General features: G+C 70.6%; 20 protein-coding genes, 1 tRNA gene and 1 pseudogene. 10 read left to right on the forward strand and 12 right to left on the reverse strand.

Annotated elements, in window-relative coordinates; translation table 11 throughout:
* Positions 1 to 117: 117 nt before the first annotated feature.
* Together ACIP6U_RS37110 and ACIP6U_RS37115 are read right to left on the reverse strand one after the other, a co-directional pair.
* Positions 118 to 804, reverse strand: a complete 687-nt coding sequence (locus ACIP6U_RS37110) for an RDD family protein (RefSeq protein ID WP_401727039.1) — start codon at positions 802 to 804, stop codon at positions 118 to 120.
* 89 nt (positions 805 to 893) lie between these two features.
* Positions 894 to 2432 (reverse strand): RDD family protein, encoded by a 1539-nt coding sequence (locus tag ACIP6U_RS37115; protein ID WP_401727041.1) that lies wholly within the window; start codon positions 2430 to 2432, stop codon positions 894 to 896.
* 242 nt (positions 2433 to 2674) lie between these two features.
* Between ACIP6U_RS37115 and ACIP6U_RS37120 the strand changes: the two genes are divergently transcribed.
* Positions 2675 to 3088 carry an SsgA family sporulation/cell division regulator gene (locus tag ACIP6U_RS37120; protein WP_401727042.1) on the forward strand — a complete coding sequence of 138 codons (414 nt, stop codon included), beginning with the start codon at positions 2675 to 2677 and terminating at the stop codon, positions 3086 to 3088.
* 14 nt (positions 3089 to 3102) lie between these two features.
* On the opposite strand, the gene ACIP6U_RS37125 is transcribed toward ACIP6U_RS37120, so the two are convergent.
* Positions 3103 to 4518, reverse strand: a complete 1416-nt coding sequence (locus ACIP6U_RS37125; protein WP_401727044.1) for an FAD-binding oxidoreductase — start codon at positions 4516 to 4518, stop codon at positions 3103 to 3105.
* 92 nt (positions 4519 to 4610) lie between these two features.
* Between ACIP6U_RS37125 and ACIP6U_RS37130 the strand changes: the two genes are divergently transcribed.
* A complete protein-coding gene (locus ACIP6U_RS37130; protein ID WP_401727045.1) occupies positions 4611 to 6068 on the forward strand; it encodes a tetratricopeptide repeat protein in 1458 nt (485 codons plus the stop codon).
* Between the two features lie 48 nt (positions 6069 to 6116).
* Here ACIP6U_RS37130 and hppD read toward each other — a convergent pair whose 3' ends face one another.
* Positions 6117 to 7262 carry a 4-hydroxyphenylpyruvate dioxygenase gene (hppD, locus tag ACIP6U_RS37135; RefSeq protein ID WP_401727047.1) on the reverse strand — a complete coding sequence of 382 codons (1146 nt, stop codon included), beginning with the start codon at positions 7260 to 7262 and terminating at the stop codon, positions 6117 to 6119.
* Between the two features lie 126 nt (positions 7263 to 7388).
* Here hppD and ACIP6U_RS37140 point away from each other — a divergent pair, with 126 nt between their 5' ends.
* The 7 genes from ACIP6U_RS37140 to ACIP6U_RS37170 all read left to right on the forward strand — a co-directional run bounded on the left by ACIP6U_RS37140 (position 7389) and on the right by ACIP6U_RS37170 (position 12476).
* Positions 7389 to 7868, forward strand: a complete 480-nt coding sequence (locus tag ACIP6U_RS37140; protein ID WP_401727049.1) for an Lrp/AsnC family transcriptional regulator — start codon at positions 7389 to 7391, stop codon at positions 7866 to 7868.
* Positions 7869 to 7889: 21 nt separating this feature from the next.
* A complete protein-coding gene (locus tag ACIP6U_RS37145; protein ID WP_401727050.1) occupies positions 7890 to 8537 on the forward strand; it encodes an ABC transporter permease in 648 nt (215 codons plus the stop codon).
* Entirely contained in the window at positions 8530 to 9804 is a 1275-nt protein-coding gene (locus ACIP6U_RS37150; protein ID WP_401727052.1) for a betaine/proline/choline family ABC transporter ATP-binding protein, read from the forward strand. The genes ACIP6U_RS37145 and ACIP6U_RS37150 overlap by 8 nt, the downstream gene beginning before the upstream one ends.
* Positions 9801 to 10655, forward strand: a complete 855-nt coding sequence (locus tag ACIP6U_RS37155) for an ABC transporter permease (protein WP_401727053.1) — start codon at positions 9801 to 9803, stop codon at positions 10653 to 10655. Before ACIP6U_RS37150 ends, ACIP6U_RS37155 begins: the two co-directional genes overlap by 4 nt.
* A 74-nt stretch (positions 10656 to 10729) precedes the next feature.
* Positions 10730 to 11611: a glycine betaine ABC transporter substrate-binding protein gene (locus tag ACIP6U_RS37160; protein ID WP_401727193.1), complete on the forward strand. Its 882-nt coding sequence runs from the start codon at positions 10730 to 10732 to the stop codon at positions 11609 to 11611.
* A gap of 81 nt (positions 11612 to 11692) precedes the next feature.
* Positions 11693 to 12277 (forward strand): ArsR/SmtB family transcription factor, encoded by a 585-nt coding sequence (locus tag ACIP6U_RS37165; RefSeq protein ID WP_401727055.1) that lies wholly within the window; start codon positions 11693 to 11695, stop codon positions 12275 to 12277.
* A gap of 13 nt (positions 12278 to 12290) precedes the next feature.
* A complete protein-coding gene (locus ACIP6U_RS37170; RefSeq protein WP_401727056.1) occupies positions 12291 to 12476 on the forward strand; it encodes a hypothetical protein in 186 nt (61 codons plus the stop codon).
* Here the strand turns inward: ACIP6U_RS37170 and ACIP6U_RS37175 are convergent.
* The 4 genes from ACIP6U_RS37175 to ACIP6U_RS37190 form a co-directional block, all read right to left on the reverse strand.
* Positions 12473 to 13264 (reverse strand): S16 family serine protease, encoded by a 792-nt coding sequence (locus ACIP6U_RS37175; protein ID WP_401727058.1) that lies wholly within the window; start codon positions 13262 to 13264, stop codon positions 12473 to 12475. The genes ACIP6U_RS37170 and ACIP6U_RS37175 overlap by 4 nt on opposite strands.
* A 69-nt stretch (positions 13265 to 13333) precedes the next feature.
* Positions 13334 to 13975 carry a helix-turn-helix domain-containing protein gene (locus ACIP6U_RS37180; RefSeq protein WP_124000305.1) on the reverse strand — a complete coding sequence of 214 codons (642 nt, stop codon included), beginning with the start codon at positions 13973 to 13975 and terminating at the stop codon, positions 13334 to 13336.
* Between the two features lie 421 nt (positions 13976 to 14396).
* Positions 14397 to 16196, reverse strand: a complete 1800-nt coding sequence (locus ACIP6U_RS37185) for a DEAD/DEAH box helicase (RefSeq protein WP_401727060.1) — start codon at positions 16194 to 16196, stop codon at positions 14397 to 14399.
* Positions 16197 to 16475: 279 nt separating this feature from the next.
* Positions 16476 to 17945, reverse strand: a complete 1470-nt coding sequence (locus ACIP6U_RS37190; RefSeq protein WP_401727062.1) for an MFS transporter — start codon at positions 17943 to 17945, stop codon at positions 16476 to 16478.
* 186 nt (positions 17946 to 18131) lie between these two features.
* On the opposite strand from ACIP6U_RS37190, the gene ACIP6U_RS37195 reads away from it, so the two are divergent.
* A tRNA-Cys gene (locus ACIP6U_RS37195) sits at positions 18132 to 18203 on the forward strand.
* 150 nt (positions 18204 to 18353) lie between these two features.
* Here the strand turns inward: ACIP6U_RS37195 and ACIP6U_RS37200 are convergent.
* The 4 genes and pseudogenes from ACIP6U_RS37200 to ACIP6U_RS37215 all read right to left on the reverse strand — a co-directional run.
* A complete protein-coding gene (locus ACIP6U_RS37200) occupies positions 18354 to 18686 on the reverse strand; it encodes a hypothetical protein (RefSeq protein ID WP_401727064.1) in 333 nt (110 codons plus the stop codon).
* Positions 18687 to 19284: 598 nt separating this feature from the next.
* Positions 19285 to 19455: pseudogene (locus ACIP6U_RS37205) on the reverse strand (site-specific integrase); the annotation flags it as partial.
* Between the two features lie 379 nt (positions 19456 to 19834).
* Positions 19835 to 21043, reverse strand: a complete 1209-nt coding sequence (locus ACIP6U_RS37210) for an SUKH-4 family immunity protein (protein WP_401727066.1) — start codon at positions 21041 to 21043, stop codon at positions 19835 to 19837.
* Between the two features lie 150 nt (positions 21044 to 21193).
* On the reverse strand, positions 21194 to 21659 hold a 466-nt coding region (locus tag ACIP6U_RS37215), incomplete at its 5' end, for a phosphotransferase (RefSeq protein ID WP_401727067.1).

The following is a 21659-nucleotide window of genomic DNA, read 5'->3' on the forward strand; positions in this document are numbered from 1 at the left end:
CCCCGCCCCTCCCCCCCCCGCCCGGGCCCCCGGCGCCCCGGGGCCCCCCCCCCCCGCCCCCACCCCCCACGCCGCCTGTCGTATGTGCTGTCCGCGCCGACTCCCGTCGGCGCGGGCTCAGTTGGTGCTGACCACCACCGTCTTGGCGGCCTTGTCGTGCAGACCCTGCTTGTAGGGCCGGTCGAAGAAGCTCCAACCGCCGCTGATCGCGGTCCAGATGCAGGCGCAGCAGAACGCGAACGGGATCCACAGCACCGCCGAGCGGGCCAGCGTGGACTGCACGGACGGTGTGGAGCCGTTGTCGAGGTTGGCCACCCGCATGTTCAGCCACTTCTTGCCGAGCGTCTGGCCGGTCCTGCTGATCATGGCGGTGTCGTAGCCGATGTAGAGGACGGCGGCGACCAGGGACTGCGCGAACGACTTGCCGTACGACATGTTGTCGCCGCTCACGTCGTACTCGTGCACGCCCAGCGGCCAGGTGACCAGCCAGACGACGATGCCGACGAGGATCAGGTCGATGATCCGGGCCAGCGTGCGCTTGCCGCTGTCGGCGAGCGGAGGCATGCCGGAGAGCGGATCGTTGGGGTAGGAGCCGCCGCCGTAGGGATCGCCCCCACCGGCGGGGGCACCGCCGTAGGGACCCCCGCCGTAGGGCGGCGGCTGACCGCCGCCCGGGGGCGGGTCGTACGGCGAGCCCGGGCCCTGGCCGGGCGGGCCGGGCGGGGGCTGCTGCGGTGGCTGCTTCCGGAACGGGTCGTCGTCCGGCGGCTGCTGGCCGGAACCGGGAGGCGGTTCGGTGGTCATGGCCCGAGTGCACCGCGAACCCCGCCGTCCCGCATCCGACGAGCGGCCGTCCGGAGTACCGGATCACCTGGTACGGATGCGGTAGACGGTCATCCCGCCACGAACGTATGGGCCGCCTTGTCGTGCCAGCACTGGCGCCACGGGCGGTCGAACAGGCACCACGCGACGCCCACGACACCGATCAGGAGCAGGCCGGGCACGCTGTAGACGAGCCAGCGGCGGACGGCTCCCCCGAAGGTCGGCGACTGGTGGCCCTCGATGTCACGCACCTCCAGACCCAGCAGCTTCTTGCCCAGGGTGCGGCCCCACCTGGCGGTGGGCAGCGCCTCGTAGAGGACACCGAAGGCGAGCAGGACGGCCAGGACGATGCCCAGGTAGACCGAGGTCGTGCCGTCGAGGAACCAGACGGTGACGGTCTCGCCGGAGAGCTTCGCCGCGTCGATCTTCTCGTCGACGTGGTCGATCGCCTTGGTGCCGAGCGGTACGGCGGCCACGGCGGTGACGCCCGCCAGGACGACGGTGTCCAGCAGCCGGGCGATCAGACGCTTGCCGAGCGGCGCGGGGCGGGCCTCGGACTGACGCCGGGCGGCGGCCTGGAACACGTCCTCCACGGGCGGCTTCCAGGGCGCGACGGGCTGCTCCTCACCGCCCGCGAGCCGGTGCACCTGCTGCGCCCACGAGGGCTGTCCCCCGCCGGAGCCACTGGACATGGGGGCGGCGGACACGGGTGCGGCGGAGGCCTGTCCGGCCGCCGCCGGCTGCTGCACGGGCTGGGGACCGCTCGACTGCGCGGGCACGCCGGGGGCGGCGGCCTGTTGGGGACCGGAGAGGGCGGTGGGCGCGGCGGCCGGTCCCTGGACCCCGGCGCCCCCTGCTCCTGCTCCCGCCTGTGCCGCCGCCGCGCGATCGGCGGCCGCCTTGCCCGCGCCGAAACCGGGGCCGGAGGGCGCCCCCGTGCTCCCGCTCTGCGCCCCTCCTTGCGCCCCGCTCTGCTGCCCCGCACGCGGGGTCATCGTGCGGAAGGTCATGGTGCCGTCGTCCCTGACGGGACCGCCGGGACCGGGGACGGAGGCGTTGCCCGCGCCGGACGCGCCGTCCGCACCCGCCTTCGGGCGGCGGAAGACGAAGGTGCCGTCGGACGGGATGTCGGACGAGGTGTCCGCGGGCGGGACGGTCGCCGTGCCGTCGGTGTGGGCGGTCGGGGCGCCCGAGGGACCACCCGGCAGAGCGCCCGCCGGACCGCCCGGCCGGCCGGCCGGGGCCACGCGGGGGTCGGGACCCTGCGGGGACCCCCACGACACGCGCCGGTCCTGCTCGCCGCCGAAGCCGGCCTGGCGGGAGCGGTCGGCGCCCCAGGCGGACGCCGGTTCGGGACGGCTGCCGTGCTGGGACACCTGGGGCGCGGGGTCCTCGTCGAAGAAGTGCGGGCCCGTCTCCTCGACCGGCGCGGGGCCGGCACCGGAACCGTCCGGCGCGGCGAGCGGAGCGCCGTCCGACGGGGCCGGACGGCTGGTGCCCGGTACCCAGGAGGCACCGTTCCAGTACCGGACGTATCCAGGGATGGACGGGTCCGGGTAATACCCCTCGCGGGGCCTGTCGTCACCGGGTGCCGGGGTTGGGGCGCTCATGTCCGTCGTCCCGTATCTGCTCGGGGGTCAATATGGGGGGCTCCACATCTATCAGACCGGCGTGGCCACCACTGCCCCTCCCGCAGGACCCGCCCCTTTCCGGGCAAGGGTGTGCACCCGCTTCACCGTTCCGGAAAAAAATTCTCCGAACCCGCGTAATGGTTGCGCGCCCACCGCCTCTCCATTCGTACGGGCCCGTCCGCGGAGCCCCGTACACCTGACCGAGAGAGGAACCGCACGCCATGCACTACACAGTGGTGGAACGCGAGTTGGAGCTGAAACTCATCCTGTCGCCGGAGCGCAGCATCCCGGTGCCGGCCCGGCTGGGCTACCGGACCGACGATCCCTACGCCGTCCACGTCACCTTCCACATCAACTCCGAGCACCCCGTGCACTGGACGTTCTCCCGCGAGCTTCTGGTGGAGGGGGTGTTCCGGCCGTGCGGGCACGGGGACGTGCGGGTGTGGCCGACGAAGTCGGAGGGGCGCAGCGTCGTCCTGATGGCGCTCAGTTCACCCGACGGGGACGCCCTGCTCGAAGCACCGTCGGCCCAGGTCTCGGCCTGGCTGGAGCGGACGCTGCGGGTGGTGCCCCCGGGGACTGAGGGCGAGCAGCTGGGGATCGACGACGCGCTCGACCAGCTGCTCGCCCAGTGAGCCCGCTTTCGACGTCAGAACAGCTTGCCCGGATTGAGGATGCCCAGCGGGTCGAAGGTCTGCTTGACCGCCCGCTGCATCTCCAGTCCGACCGGGCCGAGTTCGCGCGCCAGCCACTCCTTCTTCAGGACGCCCACACCGTGCTCGCCGGTGATCGTGCCGCCGAGCTCCAGGCCGAGCGCCATGATCTCGTCGAAGGACTCGCGGGCGCGCCGGGACTCGTCGGGGTCCTGGGCGTCGAAGCAGACGGTGGGGTGGGTGTTGCCGTCGCCGGCGTGCGCGCAGACCCCGATGGTCAGCCGGTACTTCTCGGCGACCCGCTCGATCCCTTCGAGCATGTCGCCGAGCCGGGAGCGGGGCACGCACACGTCGTCGATCATCGTCGTGCCCTTGACCGCTTCCAGCGCGGTCAGCGAGAGCCGCCGGGCCTGGAGCAGCAGTTCGGACTCGGCGGCGTCGTCGGCGGGCACCACCTGGGTGGCACCGGCCGCCTCGCACAGCGCGCCGACGGCGGCGAGGTCGGCGGCCGGGTCCGGGGTGTCGAAGGCCGCGAGGAGCAGCGCCTCGGTGGTCTCCGGAAGTCCCATGTGCGCGAGGTCGTTGACGGCCTTCACCGTCGTACGGTCCATGAGTTCCAGCAGCGAGGGCACGTGACCGCCGGCCATGATCCGGCACACCGCGTCGCAGGCCTCGGCCGCGGACGCGAACTCGGCGGCGAGCACCAGCTGCTGGGGCGGCTGCGGGCGCAGCGCCAGGATCGCCCGTACGACGATGCCGAGCGAACCCTCGGAGCCGACGAAGAGGCGGGTGAGGTCGTACCCGGCGACGCCCTTGGCGGTGCGGCGCCCGGTGGACATGAGGCGGCCGTCGGCGAGGACGACGTCGAGGCCGAGGACGTACTCGGCGGTGACCCCGTACTTCACGCAGCACAGCCCGCCCGACGCGGTGCCGATGTTGCCGCCGATCGTGCACATCTCCCAGCTGGAGGGGTCCGGCGGGTAGTAGAGGCCGTGTTCGCCGACCGCGCGGGAGAGGGTGGCGTTGATGACGCCCGGCTCGACGACGGCGGTGCGGTCGATCGGGTTGATCTCCAGGATGCGGTCCATCTTGAGGAGCGACAGGACGACGCAGCCCTCGGAGGCGTTGGCCGCGCCGGACAGGCCGGTGCGGGCGCCCTGCGGGACGACCGGGACGCGCAGTTCGGTGGCCACGCGCATGACGTGCTGGACCTGTTCGACCGTGCGGGGCAGGACGACGACCGCCGGGACGCCGGCCGGGCAGAAGCTCGCCATGTCGTTGGCGTAGGAGGTCGTGATGTCGGGGTCGGTCAGGACGGCCTCGGCGGGCAGCCCGCCCAGCAGCCGGTCCAGGAGGCCACCGGTCGCCACCGTGTCCTCGTCGCGACGCGCTTCGATACGACTCATGATCACAGCCTCGCACCGGCGGCCATCGGTGTGAACCCCACCTGCGGCAGTCGCGGGATGCCGAGGTGTGGTCGTCGTACTGGCGCACAGTGAGCGCCATGACGAACGCGAGGGACAGGGCCGCCACGGAACGGAAGCGGGCCCGGCGTTCGCGGGTCACCGGGTGGCTGGTGGCGGGTGCCGTCGCGGGGTGTGCCGCGCTGGGCGGGGTGCTGATGCTGTGGCCGTTCGAGCGGGCGACCCTCGTCCGGCCGCCGGCTCCGGCGCCGGGCGCGCAGGCGCTGACCGCCGTCACCGCCGGGGTGCCGGCCGCGCTGCCCGATCTGGCGGTGCTGATCGGCGAACGGGAGACCTTTCTGCGCGCGCATCCCCGGGACGCGCGGTCGTGGGCGGTGCTCGGGGCCGCGTACGTGGAGCAGGGGCGGCGGACGGCCGACGCGACGAACTATCCGCGGGCCGAGCAGGCGCTGCGCACCTCGCTGAGGGTGCGGACGAAGGGAAACGACGTAAAGGCCGCGGCGCTGGAGGGGATGGCAGCGCTGGCGAACGCGCGCCGGGACTTCCGGGCGGCGCGGAGCTGGGGCGAGGCCGCGCTGAAGGTGGACGCCGGGCGCTGGACGACGTATCCGCTGCTGCTCGACGCGTACACCGGGCTCGGTGACCACAAGGCGACCCGGCGGACGCTCGACGCGCTCCTTGAACTGCGGACCGGGCCGGCCGTGCTGGCGCGGGCCGCCGGGGTCTACCGGGACCAGGGCTGGCGCGAGGACGCGGCGGCCGCCCTCTCCGACGCGGCGGCGCGGTCGACGGCACCGGCCGAGCGGGCCGCGTGGCTGGAGCGGGCCGGGCAACTGGCCTGGGAGCGCGGGGACTTGACGGACGCGCTGCGGCACTTCCAGGAGGCGGTCCGGGTCGACCCCGACCAGCGGGCCGCGCAGGCCGGACAGGGCCGGACGCTGGCGGCGCTGGGCCGCACCACGGAGGCGCTGAACGCGTACCGGGTGGCGCTGGCCCGCCAGCCGAGCCCGCAGTACGCCCTGGAACTGGGCGAGTTGTACGAGTCGCTGGGGCTTGGGCAGGCCGCGCGCGTGCAGTACGACCTGCTGCGGGCCCGGGTCCGGGAGGAGCAAGCAGGGGGCGTGGACGACGAGTTGGTGCTCGGCGTCTTCGAGGCGGACCACGGGGATCCGGCGGCGGCGGTACGGCGGTTGCGGGCCGAGTGGCGACGGCAGCCGGGGATCGCCGTCGCGGACGCGCTGGGGTGGGCGCTGCACCGGGACGGCAAGGACAAGGAGGCGCTGCGGTACGCGGGCGCGGCGACGGACAAGGTGCACGGCGGGGGCGTACGCAGTGCGCTGTACGCCTATCACCGGGGCATGATCGAGCGGGAGTTGGAGCAGTTCGCGCCCGCGCGGCGGCATCTTCAGGACGCGCTGCGGATCAACCCGTACTTCTCGCCGCTGGGCGTGCCGCTCGCGCAGGCCGCGCTGGCGGCGCTCGGGGAGCCGCCGGACGAGGACGTGCCGGTGATGGACGCGAAGCGGGTTCGGCGGTGAGTCCGGCGCCGAGGGGGAAGGGCGCCGGACCGCACCTGGAGGGTGGCCTCAGAGGTTGCCGCGGCGCTCCTGCTCGCGCTCGATCGCCTCGAACAGGGCCTTGAAGTTGCCCTTGCCGAAGCCCATCGAGCCGTGCCGCTCGATCATCTCGAAGAAGACGGTCGGCCGGTCCTGGACCGGCTTGGTGAAGATCTGCAGCAGATAGCCGTCCTCGTCGCGGTCCACGAGGATCTTCAGCTCGCGCAGGGTCTCGACCGGGACGCGGGTCTCGCCGGCCCACTCGCCGAGGGTGTCGTAGTACGAGTCCGGGGTGTCGAGGAACTGGACGCCGGCCGCGCGCATGGTCCGTACCGTGCGCACGATGTCGTTCGTGTTGAGCGCGATGTGCTGGACGCCCGCGCCGCCGTAGAACTCCAGGTACTCGTCGATCTGGGACTTCTTCTTGGCGATGGCGGGCTCGTTGATCGGGAACTTGACCTTGAGCGTGCCGTCGGCGACCACCTTGGACATCAGCGCGCTGTACTCGGTGGCGATGTCGTCGCCCACGAACTCCTTCATGTTCGTGAAGCCCATGACCTTGTTGTAGAAGCCGACCCACTCGTTCATGCGGCCGAGCTCGACGTTGCCGACGCAGTGGTCGATCGCCTGGAAGGTGCGCTGGGCGGGCGGCTCGACGATCGGGCTCGCGGGCGTGAAGCCGGGCAGGTAGGGGCCGTCGTAGCCGGTGCGCTCGACGAGCGTGTGGCGGGTCTCGCCGTAGGTGGCGATCGCGGCGAGTACGACGGTGCCGTGCTCGTCCTTGACCTCGTACGGCTCGGCCAGCGAGCGGGCGCCGTGCTCGACGGCGTAGGCGTGCGCGGCACGCGCGTCCGGGACCTCGATGGCGAGGTCGACGACGCCGTCGCCGTGCTCGGCCACGTGCTCGGCCAGGAAGTGGCCCCAGGTGGTGGCGGGCTTGATGACGGAGGTGAACACGAAGCGGGCGGAGCCGTTCTCCAGGACGTAGCTCGCGGTCTCGCGGCTGCCGTTCTCCGGCCCGGAGTAGGCGACCAGGCGCATGCCGAAGGCCGTGGAGTAGTAGTGCGCCGCCTGCTTGGCGTTGCCCACCGCGAAGACGACCGCGTCCATTCCCTTGACCGGGAAGGGGTCGGCCTGCCGGGCGGTGTCGGGAGTGTGGTGCGTGGTCTGCGTCATGGGGGAAGCGTGACCCTGCTCTGCAAGGTGCGCAATAGTTCTCGTATTCACTGGACATTCTGTGCAGTGGCAGACCGGTGGATCTCTGATTTCTGTACAGGATGACCACCACTTCGGGAGGTTGCCGTGGCCATCGACGAGCTGGACGGGCGGATCATCGTGCTGCTGGCGCGGGAGCCGCGGATCGGGGTGCTCGAGATGTCCCGGCGCCTTGGGGTGGCCCGTGGGACCGCGCAGGCGCGCCTCGACCGGCTTCAGTCGAATGGCGTCATCCGCGGGTTCGGGCCCCAGGTCGATCCGACGGCGCTCGGCTACCCGGTGACCGCCTTCGCGACGCTACAGATCCGGCAGGGCCAAGGGGCCGACGTCCGGGCGCACTTGACGACCGTGCCGGAGGTCCTCGAACTGCACACGACCACCGGCGGCGGGGACATGCTGTGCCGCCTGGTGGCCCGCTCCAACGCCGATCTCCAGCGGGTGATCGACCTGGTCGTGGGTTTCGATGGGATCGTCCGGGCCTCCACCGCGATCGTCATGGAGAACCCTGTTCCGCTGCGGATCATCCCGCTGGTGGAGCAGGCGGCGGAGGACCAGGAAGGGATCTGACGGCGACCATGGGATGAGCGCGTGAACTTCTGGGAGTACCTGGGCAACCGCCATCAGCAGTTGCTCACGGACGCCTACCAGCACGCCAGCGCCGTCTTCCAGTGCATGGTGGTGGCCACCCTGATCGGGGTGCTGATCGGGGTCGTCACCTACCGCAGCGAATGGGCCGGGAACCTCGCGACGACGGCCACCTCGACCATCCTGACCGTGCCGTCCCTCGCCATGATCGGCCTGCTCATCCCGATCGTCGGCCTGGGCGTGCCGCCCACGGTGATCGCGCTGACGCTGTACGGGCTGCTGCCGATCGTGCGCAACGCGATCGTCGGGCTGCGCGGGGTCGACCCCTCGCTGGTGGACGCGGCGCGCGGGATCGGGATGTCCCGGGTCATGCGGCTGGTGCGGGTGGAGCTGCCGCTGGCCTGGCCGCCGATCCTGACCGGGATCCGGGTCTCCACGCAGATGCTGATGGGCATCGCGGCCATCGCCGCGTACGCCTCCGGGCCCGGCCTCGGCAACGAGATCTTCCGTGGCATCGCCTCGCTGGGCAGCAAGAACGCGCTCAACCAGGTCCTCGCGGGCACGCTCGGGATCGTCGTCCTGGCGCTGCTGTTCGACGCCGCCTACGTCCTGATCGGACGGCTGACCATTCCGAGGGGCATCCGTGACTGAGACCGGTACGTCCGAGACCTCCGCGCCCGAGACGCCGAACGCCACCACCGGGGCGACGATCGAGCTGGAGAACCTCACCAAGCGCTACCCCGGCAGCCGCACCCCGGCCGTGGACAACGTGAACATGGAGATCAAGGCGGGCGAACTCGTCGTCTTCGTCGGCCCGTCGGGCTGCGGCAAGTCCACCACGCTCAAGATGATCAACCGGCTGATCGAACCGACCGGCGGCCGCATCCGCATCGGCGGCGAGGACGTCACCGACATCGATCCGGTGAAGCTGCGCCGCAAGGTCGGCTACGCGATCCAGTCCGCCGGCCTCTTCCCGCACATGACCGTCGCCCAGAACATCTCCCTCGTACCGAGGATGATCGGCTGGTCCAAGACGCGGACCAGGGCGCGGGTCGAGGAGCTGCTGGACCTCGTCGGGCTCGACCCGGCGGAGTTCCGGGGCCGCTATCCACGCCAGTTGTCGGGCGGCCAGCAGCAACGGGTGGGCGTGGCGCGGGCGTTGGCGGCCGATCCGCCGGTGCTGCTGATGGACGAGCCGTTCGGCGCGGTGGACCCGATCACCCGGGACCATCTCCAGGACGAACTGATCAGGCTCCAGCACGAGTTGCACAAGACGATCGTCTTCGTCACGCACGACTTCGACGAGGCGATCAAGCTCGGCGACCGGATCGCCGTGCTGCGCGAGCACTCGCACATCGCCCAGTTCGACACCCCGGAGGCGATCCTCACCAACCCGGCCGACGACTTCGTGTCCGGGTTCGTGGGCGCGGGTGCGGCCCTCAAACGACTCAATCTCACCCGGGTGCGGGACGTCGAGGTCCGGGACTACCCGACGGTGACCGTCGACGACCCGCTCCAGCTGATCTTCGACAAGCTCCGGGACAGCGGCACCAACGAGATCCTGCTGCTCGACAAGCGCGGCCGCCCCTACAAGTGGCTCAGACGCGGCGACCTGATGCGGGCCCGCGGCTCGCTGGCCCGCGCGGGCACGCTGGTGCACGACACGGTGACCCGGGACGCCACCCTGCGGGACGCGCTGGAGGCGGTGCTGACCGACAACGCGGGGCGGACGGTGGTGACCGGGCGGCGCGGTGAGTACGAGGGCGTCGTCGACATGGAGACGCTCATGAACTCCGTGCACGAACTGCTGGAGGCCGACCGCCTGGAGGCCATGGAGCACCACCACGAACTGGAGGAGGCCCGGGCCGCGCAGACGCACGCGGAGCAGGAGGGTGACGGAGAGGGGCGGCAGGCGTGACCACCTCGTCGGACGAGAAGCGGCCCGCCGGCGAGCACGACGTCAAGGGGCACGCCTTCCGGGACATCGGCGAGGCCGAACAGGAGGCCTCGCCGCCGCCGACGCCGGCCGAACACCGGGTCACCTGGCAGAAGTTGACCGTCCTGCCGGGATTCCTGGTGGTGCTGCTGCTCGCGACCTGGCTGTGGTTCCAGCAGGCGGACCTCGACGCGATCTCCGAGAACGCGCTCTCGGGCGGCCAGGTGACGAAGGCGCTCTGGCAGCACGTGGAGCTGACGGTGATCTCGACGTTCTTCGTACTGATCATCGCCATCCCGCTGGGCATCCTGCTGACCCGCAAGGCCTTCCGGAAGGCCACGCCGGTGGCGATGACGTTCGCCAACACCGGCCAGGCGACCCCGGCGATCGGCCTGTTGGCGCTGCTGGTGATCTGGCTGGGCACGGGCATGAAGGCGGCTCTGATCGGCATCATCGTCTACGCGGTCCTGCCGGTGCTGTCGAACACGATCGCCGGCCTGAAGGCGAACGACCCGACCCTGTTGGAGGCCGCGCGGGGCATCGGCATGTCGCCCCTGGGAGTCCTGGCACGGGTCGAACTCCCCCTGGCCGTACCGCTGATCCTCGCGGGCGTCCGTACGGCGCTCGTCCTGAACGTCGGTACGGCGACCCTGGCGACCTTCGGTGGCGGCGGCGGTCTGGGAGTGCTCATCACCACCGGCATCACCAACCAGCGGATGCCGGTGCTGATGGTCGGCTCGATCCTCACCGTGGCGCTGGCGCTGCTGGTGGACTGGCTGGCCTCGCTGGCCGAACTGCTGCTGCGGCCGCGGGGCTTGGAGGTACGGACGTGAAGCGCGGGTACGCGGTGACGGCCGGGGTGCTGGTACTGCTGGCCTCCGGGTGCGGCCTGACCAGCGGCTCCCCCATGGTCGACGACGTCTCCCCCGGCTCCGTCGGCAAGGGCGAGCCCCTCAAGGGCGCCCATCTCACCGTCACGTCGAAGGAGTTCACCGAACAGCTGATCCTCGGCGCGATGATGGGGATCGCGTTCGAGGCGGCCGGCGCGGATGTCCTGGACCGGACGGGCATCCAGGGCTCCATCGGCGCGCGGGAGGCCGTCAAGAGCGGGGACGCGGACGGCATGTACGAGTACACGGGCACGGCGTGGATCACGTACCAGGGCAACAGCAAGCCGATCACCGACCCGGAACAGCAGTGGCAGGCCGTGCACGACGCGGACCTCAAGAACGGCCTGACCTGGCTGCCGCCGTCCGCCCTGAACAACACCTACGCGCTGGCGATGAACCAGTCCCACTACAAGAAGTACGGCACGAAGACCCTGTCGGACGTGGCGGCCCTGTCGAAGTCGGACCCGGGGGCGGTCAGCGTCTGCGTGGAGAGCGAGTTCGCCAACCGGGCGGACGGGCTGCCGGGGATGGAGAAGGCGTACGGGATGAGCCTGCCCGCGAAGAACATCACGCAGATGGACACCGGGATCATCTACACCCAGGTGGCGAAGGGCAGTTGCACCTACGGCGAGGTCTTCACGACCGACGGCCGCATCAGGTCCATGAACCTCGCGGTGATGCGGGACGACAGGAAGTTCTTCCCCAACTACAACGTGGCTCCGGAGATCAACTCCAAGGCCCTGAAGAAGTACCCGGCGATCGCCGAGATCCTCGAACCGATCACGAAGAAGCTGAACAACACGGTGGCGCAGTCGCTGAACGCGAAGGTGGATGTGGACGGGGAGGATCCGCATCAGGTGGCGTTGGACTGGATGAAGGCGGAGGGGTTTGTGAAGTGACCGCGCGGGGGCGGGACTTACAAAGAAGTCGCTGCAAAGAACCCCTTGCAAAGCAACCTTTGCAAGTCTACCTTGGTACGCATGACGGAGCCCGCACAGCCCAACGTCCGCCATCTGGACGCCCGTTCGCTCAGGGGACTGGCCCATCCGCTGCGGATGCAGTTGCTCGACGCCCTGCGCTTCGGCGGACCGGCCACCGCCTCCCAACTCGCTGAGAAACTGGGCGAGTCGAGCGGTGCGACCAGCTACCACCTGCGGCAGCTCGCCGCGCACGGCTTCGTCGAGGACGCTCCCGAGCGGGGCAAGGGACGCGAGCGCTGGTGGCGGGCCGCCGTCCAGGGCCTGGTCTTCGACGACTCACTCCTCGACGACACCAGCGCGGCCGTACGCGGGGCCGCGGACCTCTATCTGCACGAGGTGGCGACGACCCAGGCCCGAGAGGTGTCGACCTGGCTCGGCACCCGTGAGGACTGGTCGGCGGAATGGGCCCGCAGCACCGACATGAGCAGCATGACGCTCCGGCTCACCCCGGAACTCACCCATGAACTCGTCGAGAAGATGCACGCCCTCGTGGACAGCTACCGGGATCTTCCCGAGGCCGAGGACCACCCCGACGCGCAGACGGTCCGCGTCCACACGCACGCCTTCCCCTTCACCACGGACTGAGAGGCCGAGCCCGATGCACCCCGAGACCCATCTCGCCCTGCACCGCCTGCGCGCCGCCGAACTCCGGGCCCAGGCCGCCGAACACCACCTGGTCAGTCAAGCGAAGCGCCCCCGCAACATCCGTACCCGCGTGGGCTGGACCCTGGTCGAGGTGGGCCTGCGACTGGCCGCCGCGCCCAAGCCCGTGCCGGCCGTCTAACAGCTGGGGACGGTTCCCTTCCCCGCCTCCAACGTCACCAACGCCTTCACCGCGCCCTTGAGGTCGGTCACCGGGACCAGTCGCAGTCCCTTGGGCAGTTCGGACTTGGCGTCGGCGCACTCGTCCTTGGGCACGAGGAACACCGTCGCCCCGTCGCGCCGCGCGGCCTGCGTCTTCAGGGCCACGCCACCGACCGCGCCGACCGTCCCGTCCTCGGTGATGGTCCCCGTACCGGCGATGGTGCGGCCACCCGTGAGGTCGCCGCCGCTGCCGTCGCCGTCGAGTTTGTCGATGATGCCGAGGGTGAAGAGCAGCCCCGCGCTGGGCCCGCCGACGTCCGCGAGCTTGAGGGTGACCTTGACCTTCTTGTCGCTCAGGTCGAGGTAGTTCAGCGCCGCCTGCGTCGCCGCGTCCTGGGACTGCTCCATCTGCTCGGTGTTGTGCGCCTCGATCTCCTTGGTGCTCTGCCCGCTCGGATAGACCGAGTCCCGCGGCATGACCGCCCGGTCCGTGGCGAACCACGCGTCGAGCACCTGGCTCAGCGAGACGCGCGTGTCCGGATTGGTCGCCTCGATCGTCGTCATCCGCAGCTGCCCGGTCGTCGTCCGGGTCGACGCGCCCGTGACGGTGATCACCGGGGTGCCCTTGTTCTCGCCGAGCACGTTCGCCGTCATCCCCGGCTGCGTCAGCGAGAACGGCAACGGTGCGAAGACCGCCGTGGCGATCAGGGCCACGACGGGCAGAGCACAGACGGCGACGGCTTGGGGGCGCGTGAGGCGAGAGAGCACGGGGTCAATCTAACGTGAGAGTGACTTCAGGCCAGGTGGTGGGCGGGCCCCGGGGACGGTGCCCATGTTTCAGCGCAATGCCTCCGCGACCTCCCGCGCCGCGTCGACGACCCTCGGTCCCACCCGCTCCGGCACCGCGTCCGCCAGCATCACCACCCCCACGCTGCCCTCCACCCCCGTCACCCCGATCAAGGGCGCGGCGGCTCCACTCGCCCCCGCCTCCAACTCCCCGTGCGTCAACGTGTACCCCGGCTCCCCCAGCGGCTGCGACCGCGCGGAGAGGATCGCCCGGCCGGCGGCCCCCCGGTCCAGCGGATGCCGGAACCCGGCCCGATAGGCGACGTGATAGTCCGTCCAGGTCGGTTCGACGACGGCCACGGCAAGCGCGTCCGCGCCGTCCACCAACGTCAGATGCGCGGTCGCCCCGATGTCCTCGGCCAGCGACCTGAGCGCGGGCAGTGCGGCCTCTCGTACGAGGGGATGCACCTGCCGGCCCAGGCGCAGTACGCCGAGTCCGACCCGGGCGCGACCGCCCAAGTCCCGGCGTACGAGCGCGTGTTGTTCCAGTGTGGCGAGCAACCGGTACACGACGGTCCGGTTCACCCCCAGTCGATGGGAAAGCTCGGTGACGGTCAGCCCGTGGTCGGTGTCGGCCAGCAGCTTGAGGACACGCAGTCCCCGGTCGAGCGTCTGAGAGGTCTCCGCGGTCACGACGCCCACTCCTCCAAGTGGTGAGGTCGGCGGCTCTCATCGCGGCGGTTGCGTCACCGAGTCCCGTCAGTGACGCGCTTCAGAGGCCGCCGGTCGGCCGGCGGTCCGGCGCTCCGGACCGCGTCGCTTCACGGCTGCGCTCCGCGGCGGCGCTGCCACGGGGCGTGTGCGTAGCGGGACAGTAGCGAAGCGGGTTCGCTCAGCGGAAGGCTCCGTCCAGAATCCGGGCACCGGTAGGGCGGGAGTACCTAGGTTTGTCCTGATACGAGACATCGAGGCACCGGATTCAGGTGTCCCCCGGCACCGGATTCACGTGTCCGCCGGCACCGGATTCACGTGTCCGCCGGCACCGGATTCAGCAGACCGCCCGCATCGGAGCCGGGCGCCCGCCCACCCCGCCCTCCGCCGTCGCGACGGAGGGTCACTTCATCCGCGTGGCCCACTCCTGGACCTTGGCGATCCGCTGCCGCAGCTGCCCGGCCGTGGCCTCGGCGCTCGGCGGCCCGCCGCAGGTGCGGCGCAGCTCGGTGTGGATGACGCCGTGCGGTTTGCCGGTCTGGTGGACGTACGCGGAGACCATCGTGTTGAGCTGCTTCCTCAGCTCCATCATCTCCTTGTGCGAGACGACGGGCCGCCGCTCGGCCGGCATCTCGAGGAGGTCGGCCTCGGAGTCCGGCTTCTTGCGGCTGTGCGCGATCTGCCGGGCCTGCCGCTTCTGGAGCAGCATCTGCACCTGGTCGGGTTCGAGGAGCCCGGGGATACCGAGGTAGTCCTGCTCCTCCTCGCTCCCCGGGTGCGCCTGCATGCCGAACTCGGCACCGTCGTAGAGCACCCGGTCGAAGACGGCGTCGGACTCCAGCGCCTCGAAGGAGAACTGCTCCTGCTCGCCGGTGTCCTCGTCCTCCTCCCGGTTCGCCTCCTCCATCTCCTTCTCGGATTCGGCGTACGGGTCCTCCTCGCCCTCCTTCTTGGGCTTGTCGAGGGCGTGGTCGCGCTCGACCTCCATCTCGTTGGCGAAGGTGAGGAGGTCGGGGACGGTGGGGAGGAAGACCGAGGCGGTCTCGCCGCGCCGCCGGGACCGCACGAAGCGTCCGACGGCCTGGGCGAAGAAGAGGGGCGTCGAGATGGTGGTGGCGTAGACCCCGACCGCGAGCCGGGGTACGTCGACACCTTCCGACACCATGCGCACCGCGACCATCCAACGGTCGTCGCCCGCACTGAACTTGTCGATGCGCGCGGACGCGCCGGAGTCGTCGGACAGGACCACGGTCGCCTTGGACCCGGTGATCTCACGGATCAACTTGGCGTAGGCGCGCGCCTGTTCCTGGTCGGTGGCGATGACGAGGGCCCCGGCGTCCGGGATGCCCTTCCGGACCTCCGTCAGCCGCTGGTCGGCGGCGCGCAGCACGCTCGGCATCCACTCACCGCGCGGATCCAGCGCCGTACGCCAGGCCTGACTGATGGCGTCCTTGGTCATGGGCTCGCCGAGCCGCGCGGCGATCTCGTCACCGGCCTTGGTCCGCCAGCGCATGTTGCCGCTGTAGGAGAGGAAGATGACGGGCCGGACGACCCCGTCGGAGAGCGCGGACCCGTACCCGTACGTGTAGTCCGCGGAGGACCGCCGGATCCCGTCGTTGCCTTCTTCGTACGTGACGAAGGGGATGGGGTTGGTGTCGGACCGGAAGGGCGTGCCGGTGAGCGCGAGCCGCCGGGTGGCCGGCTCGAAGGCTTCCAGGCAGGCCTCGCCCCAGGACTTGGAGTCACCGGCGTGGTGGATCTCGTCGAGGATGACCAGCGTCTTGCGCTGCTCCACCCGGTTGCGGTGCAGCATGGGCCGCACGCCGACGCCGGCGTAGGTGACGGCGACGCCCTGGTAGTCCTTGCCGAGCGGCCCCGCGCTGTACTCGGGATCCAGCTTGATCCCTATCCGCGCGGCCGCCTCCGCCCACTGCTTCTTCAGATGCTCGGTCGGCGCGACCACGGTCACCTGCTGCACGACGTGATGGTGCAGCAGCCAGGAGGCGAGGGTGAGCGCGAAGGTCGTCTTGCCGGCGCCGGGCGTCGCGACCGCGAGAAAGTCACGCGGCTGTTCCTGGACGTACCTCTCCATGGCCCCTTGCTGCCAGGCACGCAGTTTGCCTGCGGTACCCCAGGGGGCACGGCCGGGAAAGGCCGGGGAGAGGTGGTGGCTGTGCGAGGAGGAAGCGGCGGTGGTAGTCACGGTCTCCGTAGAGGGGTCGGGCGGCTCAGCTGCGTACAAGGGGCTACGTGAGGGGCTACGTGTATGACAACCGGGCCACCCTACCGGCGGGCCGGCGGTGTCAACGTGCTGACGACGCCGGGGCACCCGTGGGTGGGATCGACGTCACAGTCACCGCGCGAAGCGCGAAGCGCGGCAACGGGGTCGCGATCTTGGGTACGTCCACGGCCCCCTGACAGACGTCCCGAAGGACGTGGTCACGCACTTCGTCCGATCCGACCAGGTGGCACCGAATGAGTGTCACCGAGAATCCGCCCGCAACCGCGTCGTCACCCACGCCCCCACCAACGCCACCCCCGCCATCGGCAGGAACACCGCGGCGAAGGCAGCCGGATGAGACCCGTCCGCGGCAGTCGCCGCATGAGCCACCGTGCCCCCGCCCAGCGCGGCGAAGGCCGCCCCGCCCGCCGACAGCAGCACGACGTTCGACAGCCCGTCGGAGATCTGGAGGGAGGCGGAGTTGGTGCCGGCCTCCTCCGGCGCGGACAGCTTGAGCAGCAGAACGCTGCTGGAGGAGGTGACCAGTCCCATCCCGAAGCAGCCGAACCCCCAGGCGACGGCGACGGTCCAGACCGGCACGGAGTGGATCAGCACGCTGGGCGCGGTCGCGATGGCCGCGGCGACCAGCACCATCCCGGCTCCCATCAGACGTTCCCGGTACGGCTCCACCCGGGCCCGCGCCTGCACCCACGACCCCAGCGCCCAGGTCGCCCCGCCCGCAGCGAGCGAGAACCCGGCCGACGTCGGCGACAACCCCCGCTGGGTGACCAGCATCAACGGCACGAAGGACTCGGCGCTGATGAAGGACCCCGCGGCCACCCCGCGCAGCAGCACCACCGACGGCAGCCCGCGCGCCGCCCGGTAGGTACCGCGCGGAAGCAGCCCGAGCACGGCCGGCACGAGCAGCGCGACCCCCGCGGCGCCGGGCAGCAACGAGATCCAGCGCAGATCCTGAGCGGCGTACTGAAGAAGCCCGGCTCCGAGGGAGATCCCGAGGGCGAGCCGAATCCGCCGCCGGTCGAAGGAGGCGGACTTGGCGACGGACTCGGCGGCGGACCCGGCCGCGCCACCGTCCACGGCCCCGGACGCCCGCAGCCGTATCTGCGGCAGTGCGAGCGCCAAGGGCAGCACGACCAGCACCGGTATCCCGAGGAAGACCCACCGCCACCCGAGGTGCTCGGTCACGGCCCCCGAAGCAAGCGGTCCGACGATGGACGGCACGACCCACCCCGCGGCGAACGCCGCCATGATGGCCGGCCGCAACCGCTCGGGATAAGCCCGCCCCACGACCACGTACAGGGCGACAATGACCAGCCCGCCCCCCAGCCCCTGCACGGCCCGCCCGAGAATGAACACCCACATCACCCCGGCGGTCCCCGCCACCACCAGCCCGACCGCGAACGCCCCGATCCCCGTGGTCAACGCCCCGAGCGGCCCCCGCCGATCGCTCCACTGCCCCGCGAGCACCATCCCGAACAAACTGGTCGTGAAGTACCCGGAGAAGGCGAACGCGTACAACGCCACCCCGTCCAACTCCCGCGCGGCGACAGGCATCGCCGTGGCAACGGCGGTCGCCTCAAAGGCGATCAGCAGCACGACGGAGACGATCCCCACGCTGAGCGCCCGGTAGGAACGACTCAGCACGCCACCATCAGGACTGCTTACGGCTTCCTCCACGACATCGGCATCACGCGGCTCAAGGACGGTCATGGTCGTCAGCGTAAGACCCACAACGGGGTTTGACCCCTGTCCCGAGTCCCACTCGGCCCGGGACCTTGGTCGTACACCCTCAGCCCCACACCTCGGTTCATGAACGGCGTATGGCAGTCCCGTTGCAGCCCCCGCGATCCCCTTGAACCCCTCCCCCACCCCGCCCTACCTTGATCCCACGAACACGGCCGTGTGCCCGAGTGGTTTAGGGACTCGCCTGCAAAGCGAGTTACGCGGGTTCGATTCCCGCCACGGCCTCTGGCAGCTTGACCAGGCAAAAGGAAAGGGTGGCATCCCATACGGGGTGCCACCCTTTTGGTTGTCCGTCTCACAGTTCGCCGGTACGGGGGCGCTCCGTGGGCGCGACGGGCCACCTACGGAAGCGCCGACACACCGATGACGCGGCAGCTAGACCACGTTGTTAGCCTGCCACTCAAGCGCAAGATCCATGTCCACCTGGAACGGCATATCTAGGTACTGACCGTTCACCCCTGTGAATTGCCCGAAACCAGGCTGCCGGATGATTTTCCACGTCAGCACAAGCTCGATCGAGGAATGCGGTGGAATCTCTACGGATACGGTCTTGGTCCTGGTCAACGTCATCCCTGCGTTGAGCGCGTACGTGCCGCGAAGCTCCGCCTGGAGCGTTTGGCCAAGTGAAGCCAACGTGGCGAAGGTCAGCGCTGCATTGAAGCCGTTGACTGTGGCTCTCTGCTGCTCAACGGTGACGGAGCGGGTCACGGTCCAGGAGATTTCTTCCGTGTCCGTGATCGTGGCCGCAGTGTTGTTCCTGGCAACCTTTCGCTCCGTCCGAGCGGAGACCGCAACGCGAGGCGCCTCTACGACCTGGGCGAATCTGAACTGTCGCGCAGTCAGCCCACCCCGGGGCGGTTGCGCAGTCACCCCACGCCGGGACGCCTGGAGAATGGGCGGACTCGGTACCACTCCGTGGGTCAACGGGCCCGCCGCGGGTGTCCTCAGACCCCAATGCTGGCCACACAGTCCGCAGCGGAACTGGCCGTTGGTGTATGCCACGGGAGCACCCCTCGGGGCCAGGAAGGTCAGCAAGGCACTACTCGGAGTCCAGCCGCGGTCCTGCAGCCCGGGGAACGTCAACGAGGGTGGGGGAGACTGCAAGATTCTCGCTCTGCAGAAAGGGCAACAGCCTGTCTCCATATAGCGCTGCGTCTCCGCGCTCACGGCATAGTCCATGGCAGCCCCCCGATGACGAGACACTCTGAGGATAGGTTGAGCGCGTCGGGGTTTCTGGCATTTTGTTACAGCACCCGTAGTGAAAGGGCGACGCCCCCGTGAGGTGCCGCCCTGCTGGGCTTCCTTCTCAGCTGGCCGGCACGTGCGCACCGGCCGTACCATCGTCGTCTTCGTCAGGGCGGCCCGCCTCACCCTTCCAGATCAGGCCGTCGACCTGCCTCGCGATGTCGGCCCGTACCGCGTCCACCATGTGCTGATACCGGGCGGCCACAGCCGTGGTCGACCACCCCATGAGGCCATTGCCGAGCTGGTCGACTGCCCGGCTGGACCTGTCGGTGACGTAGCCCTCCTGGGTGGCGCGCAAGCCGTCCTGGCTGACCCGGAGTTGGCGCCATGTGGCATACGTGCCGAAGAGCACGACCGACCCGCCGGCCACCTGCAGAAGAATCGTCCGGACGTCGTTCACGGCCTTCAGCCGGTCGTTCGGTGCGACGGCGGACCCGGCGAGATCATGGTCGACCACCGCCCCCGGCACGACGACGAACAGGACTCCCAGAACGGCCGGTCCCACCGCCCCTGCCAGCAGCACCGTGACCGTACGACGACCTGCCGGCCACTCACGCGGGCCAAGTTGTCGGAGGCCCGGCATACGGTGTGGCCCGCGCTGCTGGAGTGCTTCAGAGCACCCCACCCGCCTCATCCTGAAACGTCTCCGTCCAGTAGTGATGTCCGGCCCCCACATCCACCCCCGTCGGATCGACCGTCGCCAGCGTCTGGAGCATCGTCGATGCCAGCTGGTCGTACGCCCCGGTCGTCAGTTCGCCCGACAGGCCGTCGTCTATCGTCTTTTCGCGGTGGAGGAGCCAGAGGGTGAAGGCCAGGGTGGAGACGTCCGTGTTGAGCGGGTACAGCGTGGCGTCCGGCTCGCTCCAGTTGAGGACCGCGCCCGTCGCGCCGTCCACGACCAGGCTGTTGTCCTCGATGAGGTGGCCGAGGCGTATCAAGTCGGCCGCCCGGGGCGGGAGTTGGCCTCGGGGGGCGTCGGCGCAGTTGTCCTCGTAGTACTCGGCGAGGGTCTGGAGCGGGACGTCCGTGTCCAGGGAGAAGAGGAAGCCGTCCTCCGGCAGGCCCCGTTCGCGCAGGAAGCGGCGGGTCGGGACGTGGGTGAGGGTCGCCGGGAAGTCGAGGTCCTCGAAGCGGGCCACCTTGCCCTGCCCGAACTCCTCGTCCAGGAGGCGGGCCGGGAGGTCGAGGGCCAGGCCGGAGGTCGTGCCGGGGCCCGCCACCAGGGACAGCGGGCGGATCAGGGCCGCCATCTTCCAGAACGGGGCCATCTCGCCGTCGGTGCCCCCCTCGCTCTCCTCGCCCTCCTCGAAGAGCGCCAGCAGCTGTCGGGACGCCTCCGTCGCCACCTTCGGGCCGAAGCGGCCGGCGTAGGAGGCGAACTGACCGCGGAATCCCGCCAGTTCGTCCGCGGCCGTCGCGCAGCGCATCAGCGTCCGCAGCGACGGGGCCAGCGGGCGCGCGTCCATCAGGTCGGGGCGGTCCGGGAGGAAGTACGTCGTCGCGATCTCGCCCGTCGCGCCGTCCAGGAGGAGGGACTCCGTCTCCAGGCCCGCCGGGCCCAGCAGCGCGCCTATCACCAACTGGTCGCGCAGCTCCGCCGCCAGGCGGTCGTCCCGGGCGTCCCGTGCGTCCGGGTCGGCCGTCGCGTCCCCGACCGTCCGCAAGCCCTCCCGGCTCAGATCCAGGAAGCTGAACAGGCCGCTGTCGCCCGGCAGTCCGGGCCCCGTCAGCCAGTCGCGCGTCGGCCCGTGCGTCACGTACGGATCGAGCTGATCCTCGGTCAAGGTGATCGCCGGTGTGGCGACATCGGTCGTGCTCATCGTCCCGTTCCCCCGGAATGTTCCCGCTCACAGCCCCCGCACAGGCGGCCGTCGGACGGATGCGTCGGCCGCCCGTTCCCCACTGCCCAGAACACTACGCCCCGCCACTGACAACGGCCCCCGAGCCGCATCCACCGGATCACAGGACGTTCAGGACACCCTCGCCCGTTCCCGTCCCGCCATGATCGCCTCCACCGTCTGCCCCACCGTCAGCTCCGAACTGTCCAGCCACAGGCCGATCCGGGGTGTGCGGGTACGCAGTACGTCGTCGAGGGCCGGGATCGTCCAGGCCGTGCCGAAGCCGGTCTTCGGGCGGCCCCTCTCGCGCGCGGCGACCGCATCAGCGTCCGGTGCCAGGACGACGACGTGGAGCGGCCTCGCGCGCACCAGGCCGACGTACGTCTCCAGTCGCTCGCCCAGGATCACGTCCTGCACCACGGCCGTGAAACCGGCCTCCGCGTACGCGTCCGCCGTGGCCGCCGACAGCCGGTATTGCAGCCGGAGTTGGGCCTCTCCCCCGCCCCGGGTGCCGGGCTCGTACTCCTCGCGGCCCGTCACGATCATCCGCCGGAAGACGTCTCCACGCACGTGTGCCGCTCGCGGGAGCCGCTCCGCC

The organism is Streptomyces sp. NPDC088794 (assembly GCF_044750545.1).
Taxonomy (GTDB): domain Bacteria; phylum Actinomycetota; class Actinomycetes; order Streptomycetales; family Streptomycetaceae; genus Streptomyces.

Coding starts and splice junctions, on each gene's coding strand:
- ACIP6U_RS37110 (WP_401727039.1), bottom strand. CDS start 804: ATGACCACCGAACCGCCTCCCGGTTCCGGCCAGCAGCCGCCGGACGAC.
- ACIP6U_RS37115 (WP_401727041.1), bottom strand. CDS start 2,432: ATGAGCGCCCCAACCCCGGCACCCGGTGACGACAGGCCCCGCGAGGGG.
- ACIP6U_RS37120 (WP_401727042.1), top strand. CDS start 2,675: ATGCACTACACAGTGGTGGAACGCGAGTTGGAGCTGAAACTCATCCTG.
- ACIP6U_RS37130 (WP_401727045.1), top strand. CDS start 4,611: ATGACGAACGCGAGGGACAGGGCCGCCACGGAACGGAAGCGGGCCCGG.
- hppD (WP_401727047.1), bottom strand. CDS start 7,262: ATGACGCAGACCACGCACCACACTCCCGACACCGCCCGGCAGGCCGAC.
- ACIP6U_RS37160 (WP_401727193.1), top strand. CDS start 10,730: ATGGTCGACGACGTCTCCCCCGGCTCCGTCGGCAAGGGCGAGCCCCTC.
- ACIP6U_RS37165 (WP_401727055.1), top strand. CDS start 11,693: ATGACGGAGCCCGCACAGCCCAACGTCCGCCATCTGGACGCCCGTTCG.
- ACIP6U_RS37170 (WP_401727056.1), top strand. CDS start 12,291: ATGCACCCCGAGACCCATCTCGCCCTGCACCGCCTGCGCGCCGCCGAA.
- ACIP6U_RS37190 (WP_401727062.1), bottom strand. CDS start 17,945: ATGACCGTCCTTGAGCCGCGTGATGCCGATGTCGTGGAGGAAGCCGTA.
- ACIP6U_RS37210 (WP_401727066.1), bottom strand. CDS start 21,043: ATGAGCACGACCGATGTCGCCACACCGGCGATCACCTTGACCGAGGAT.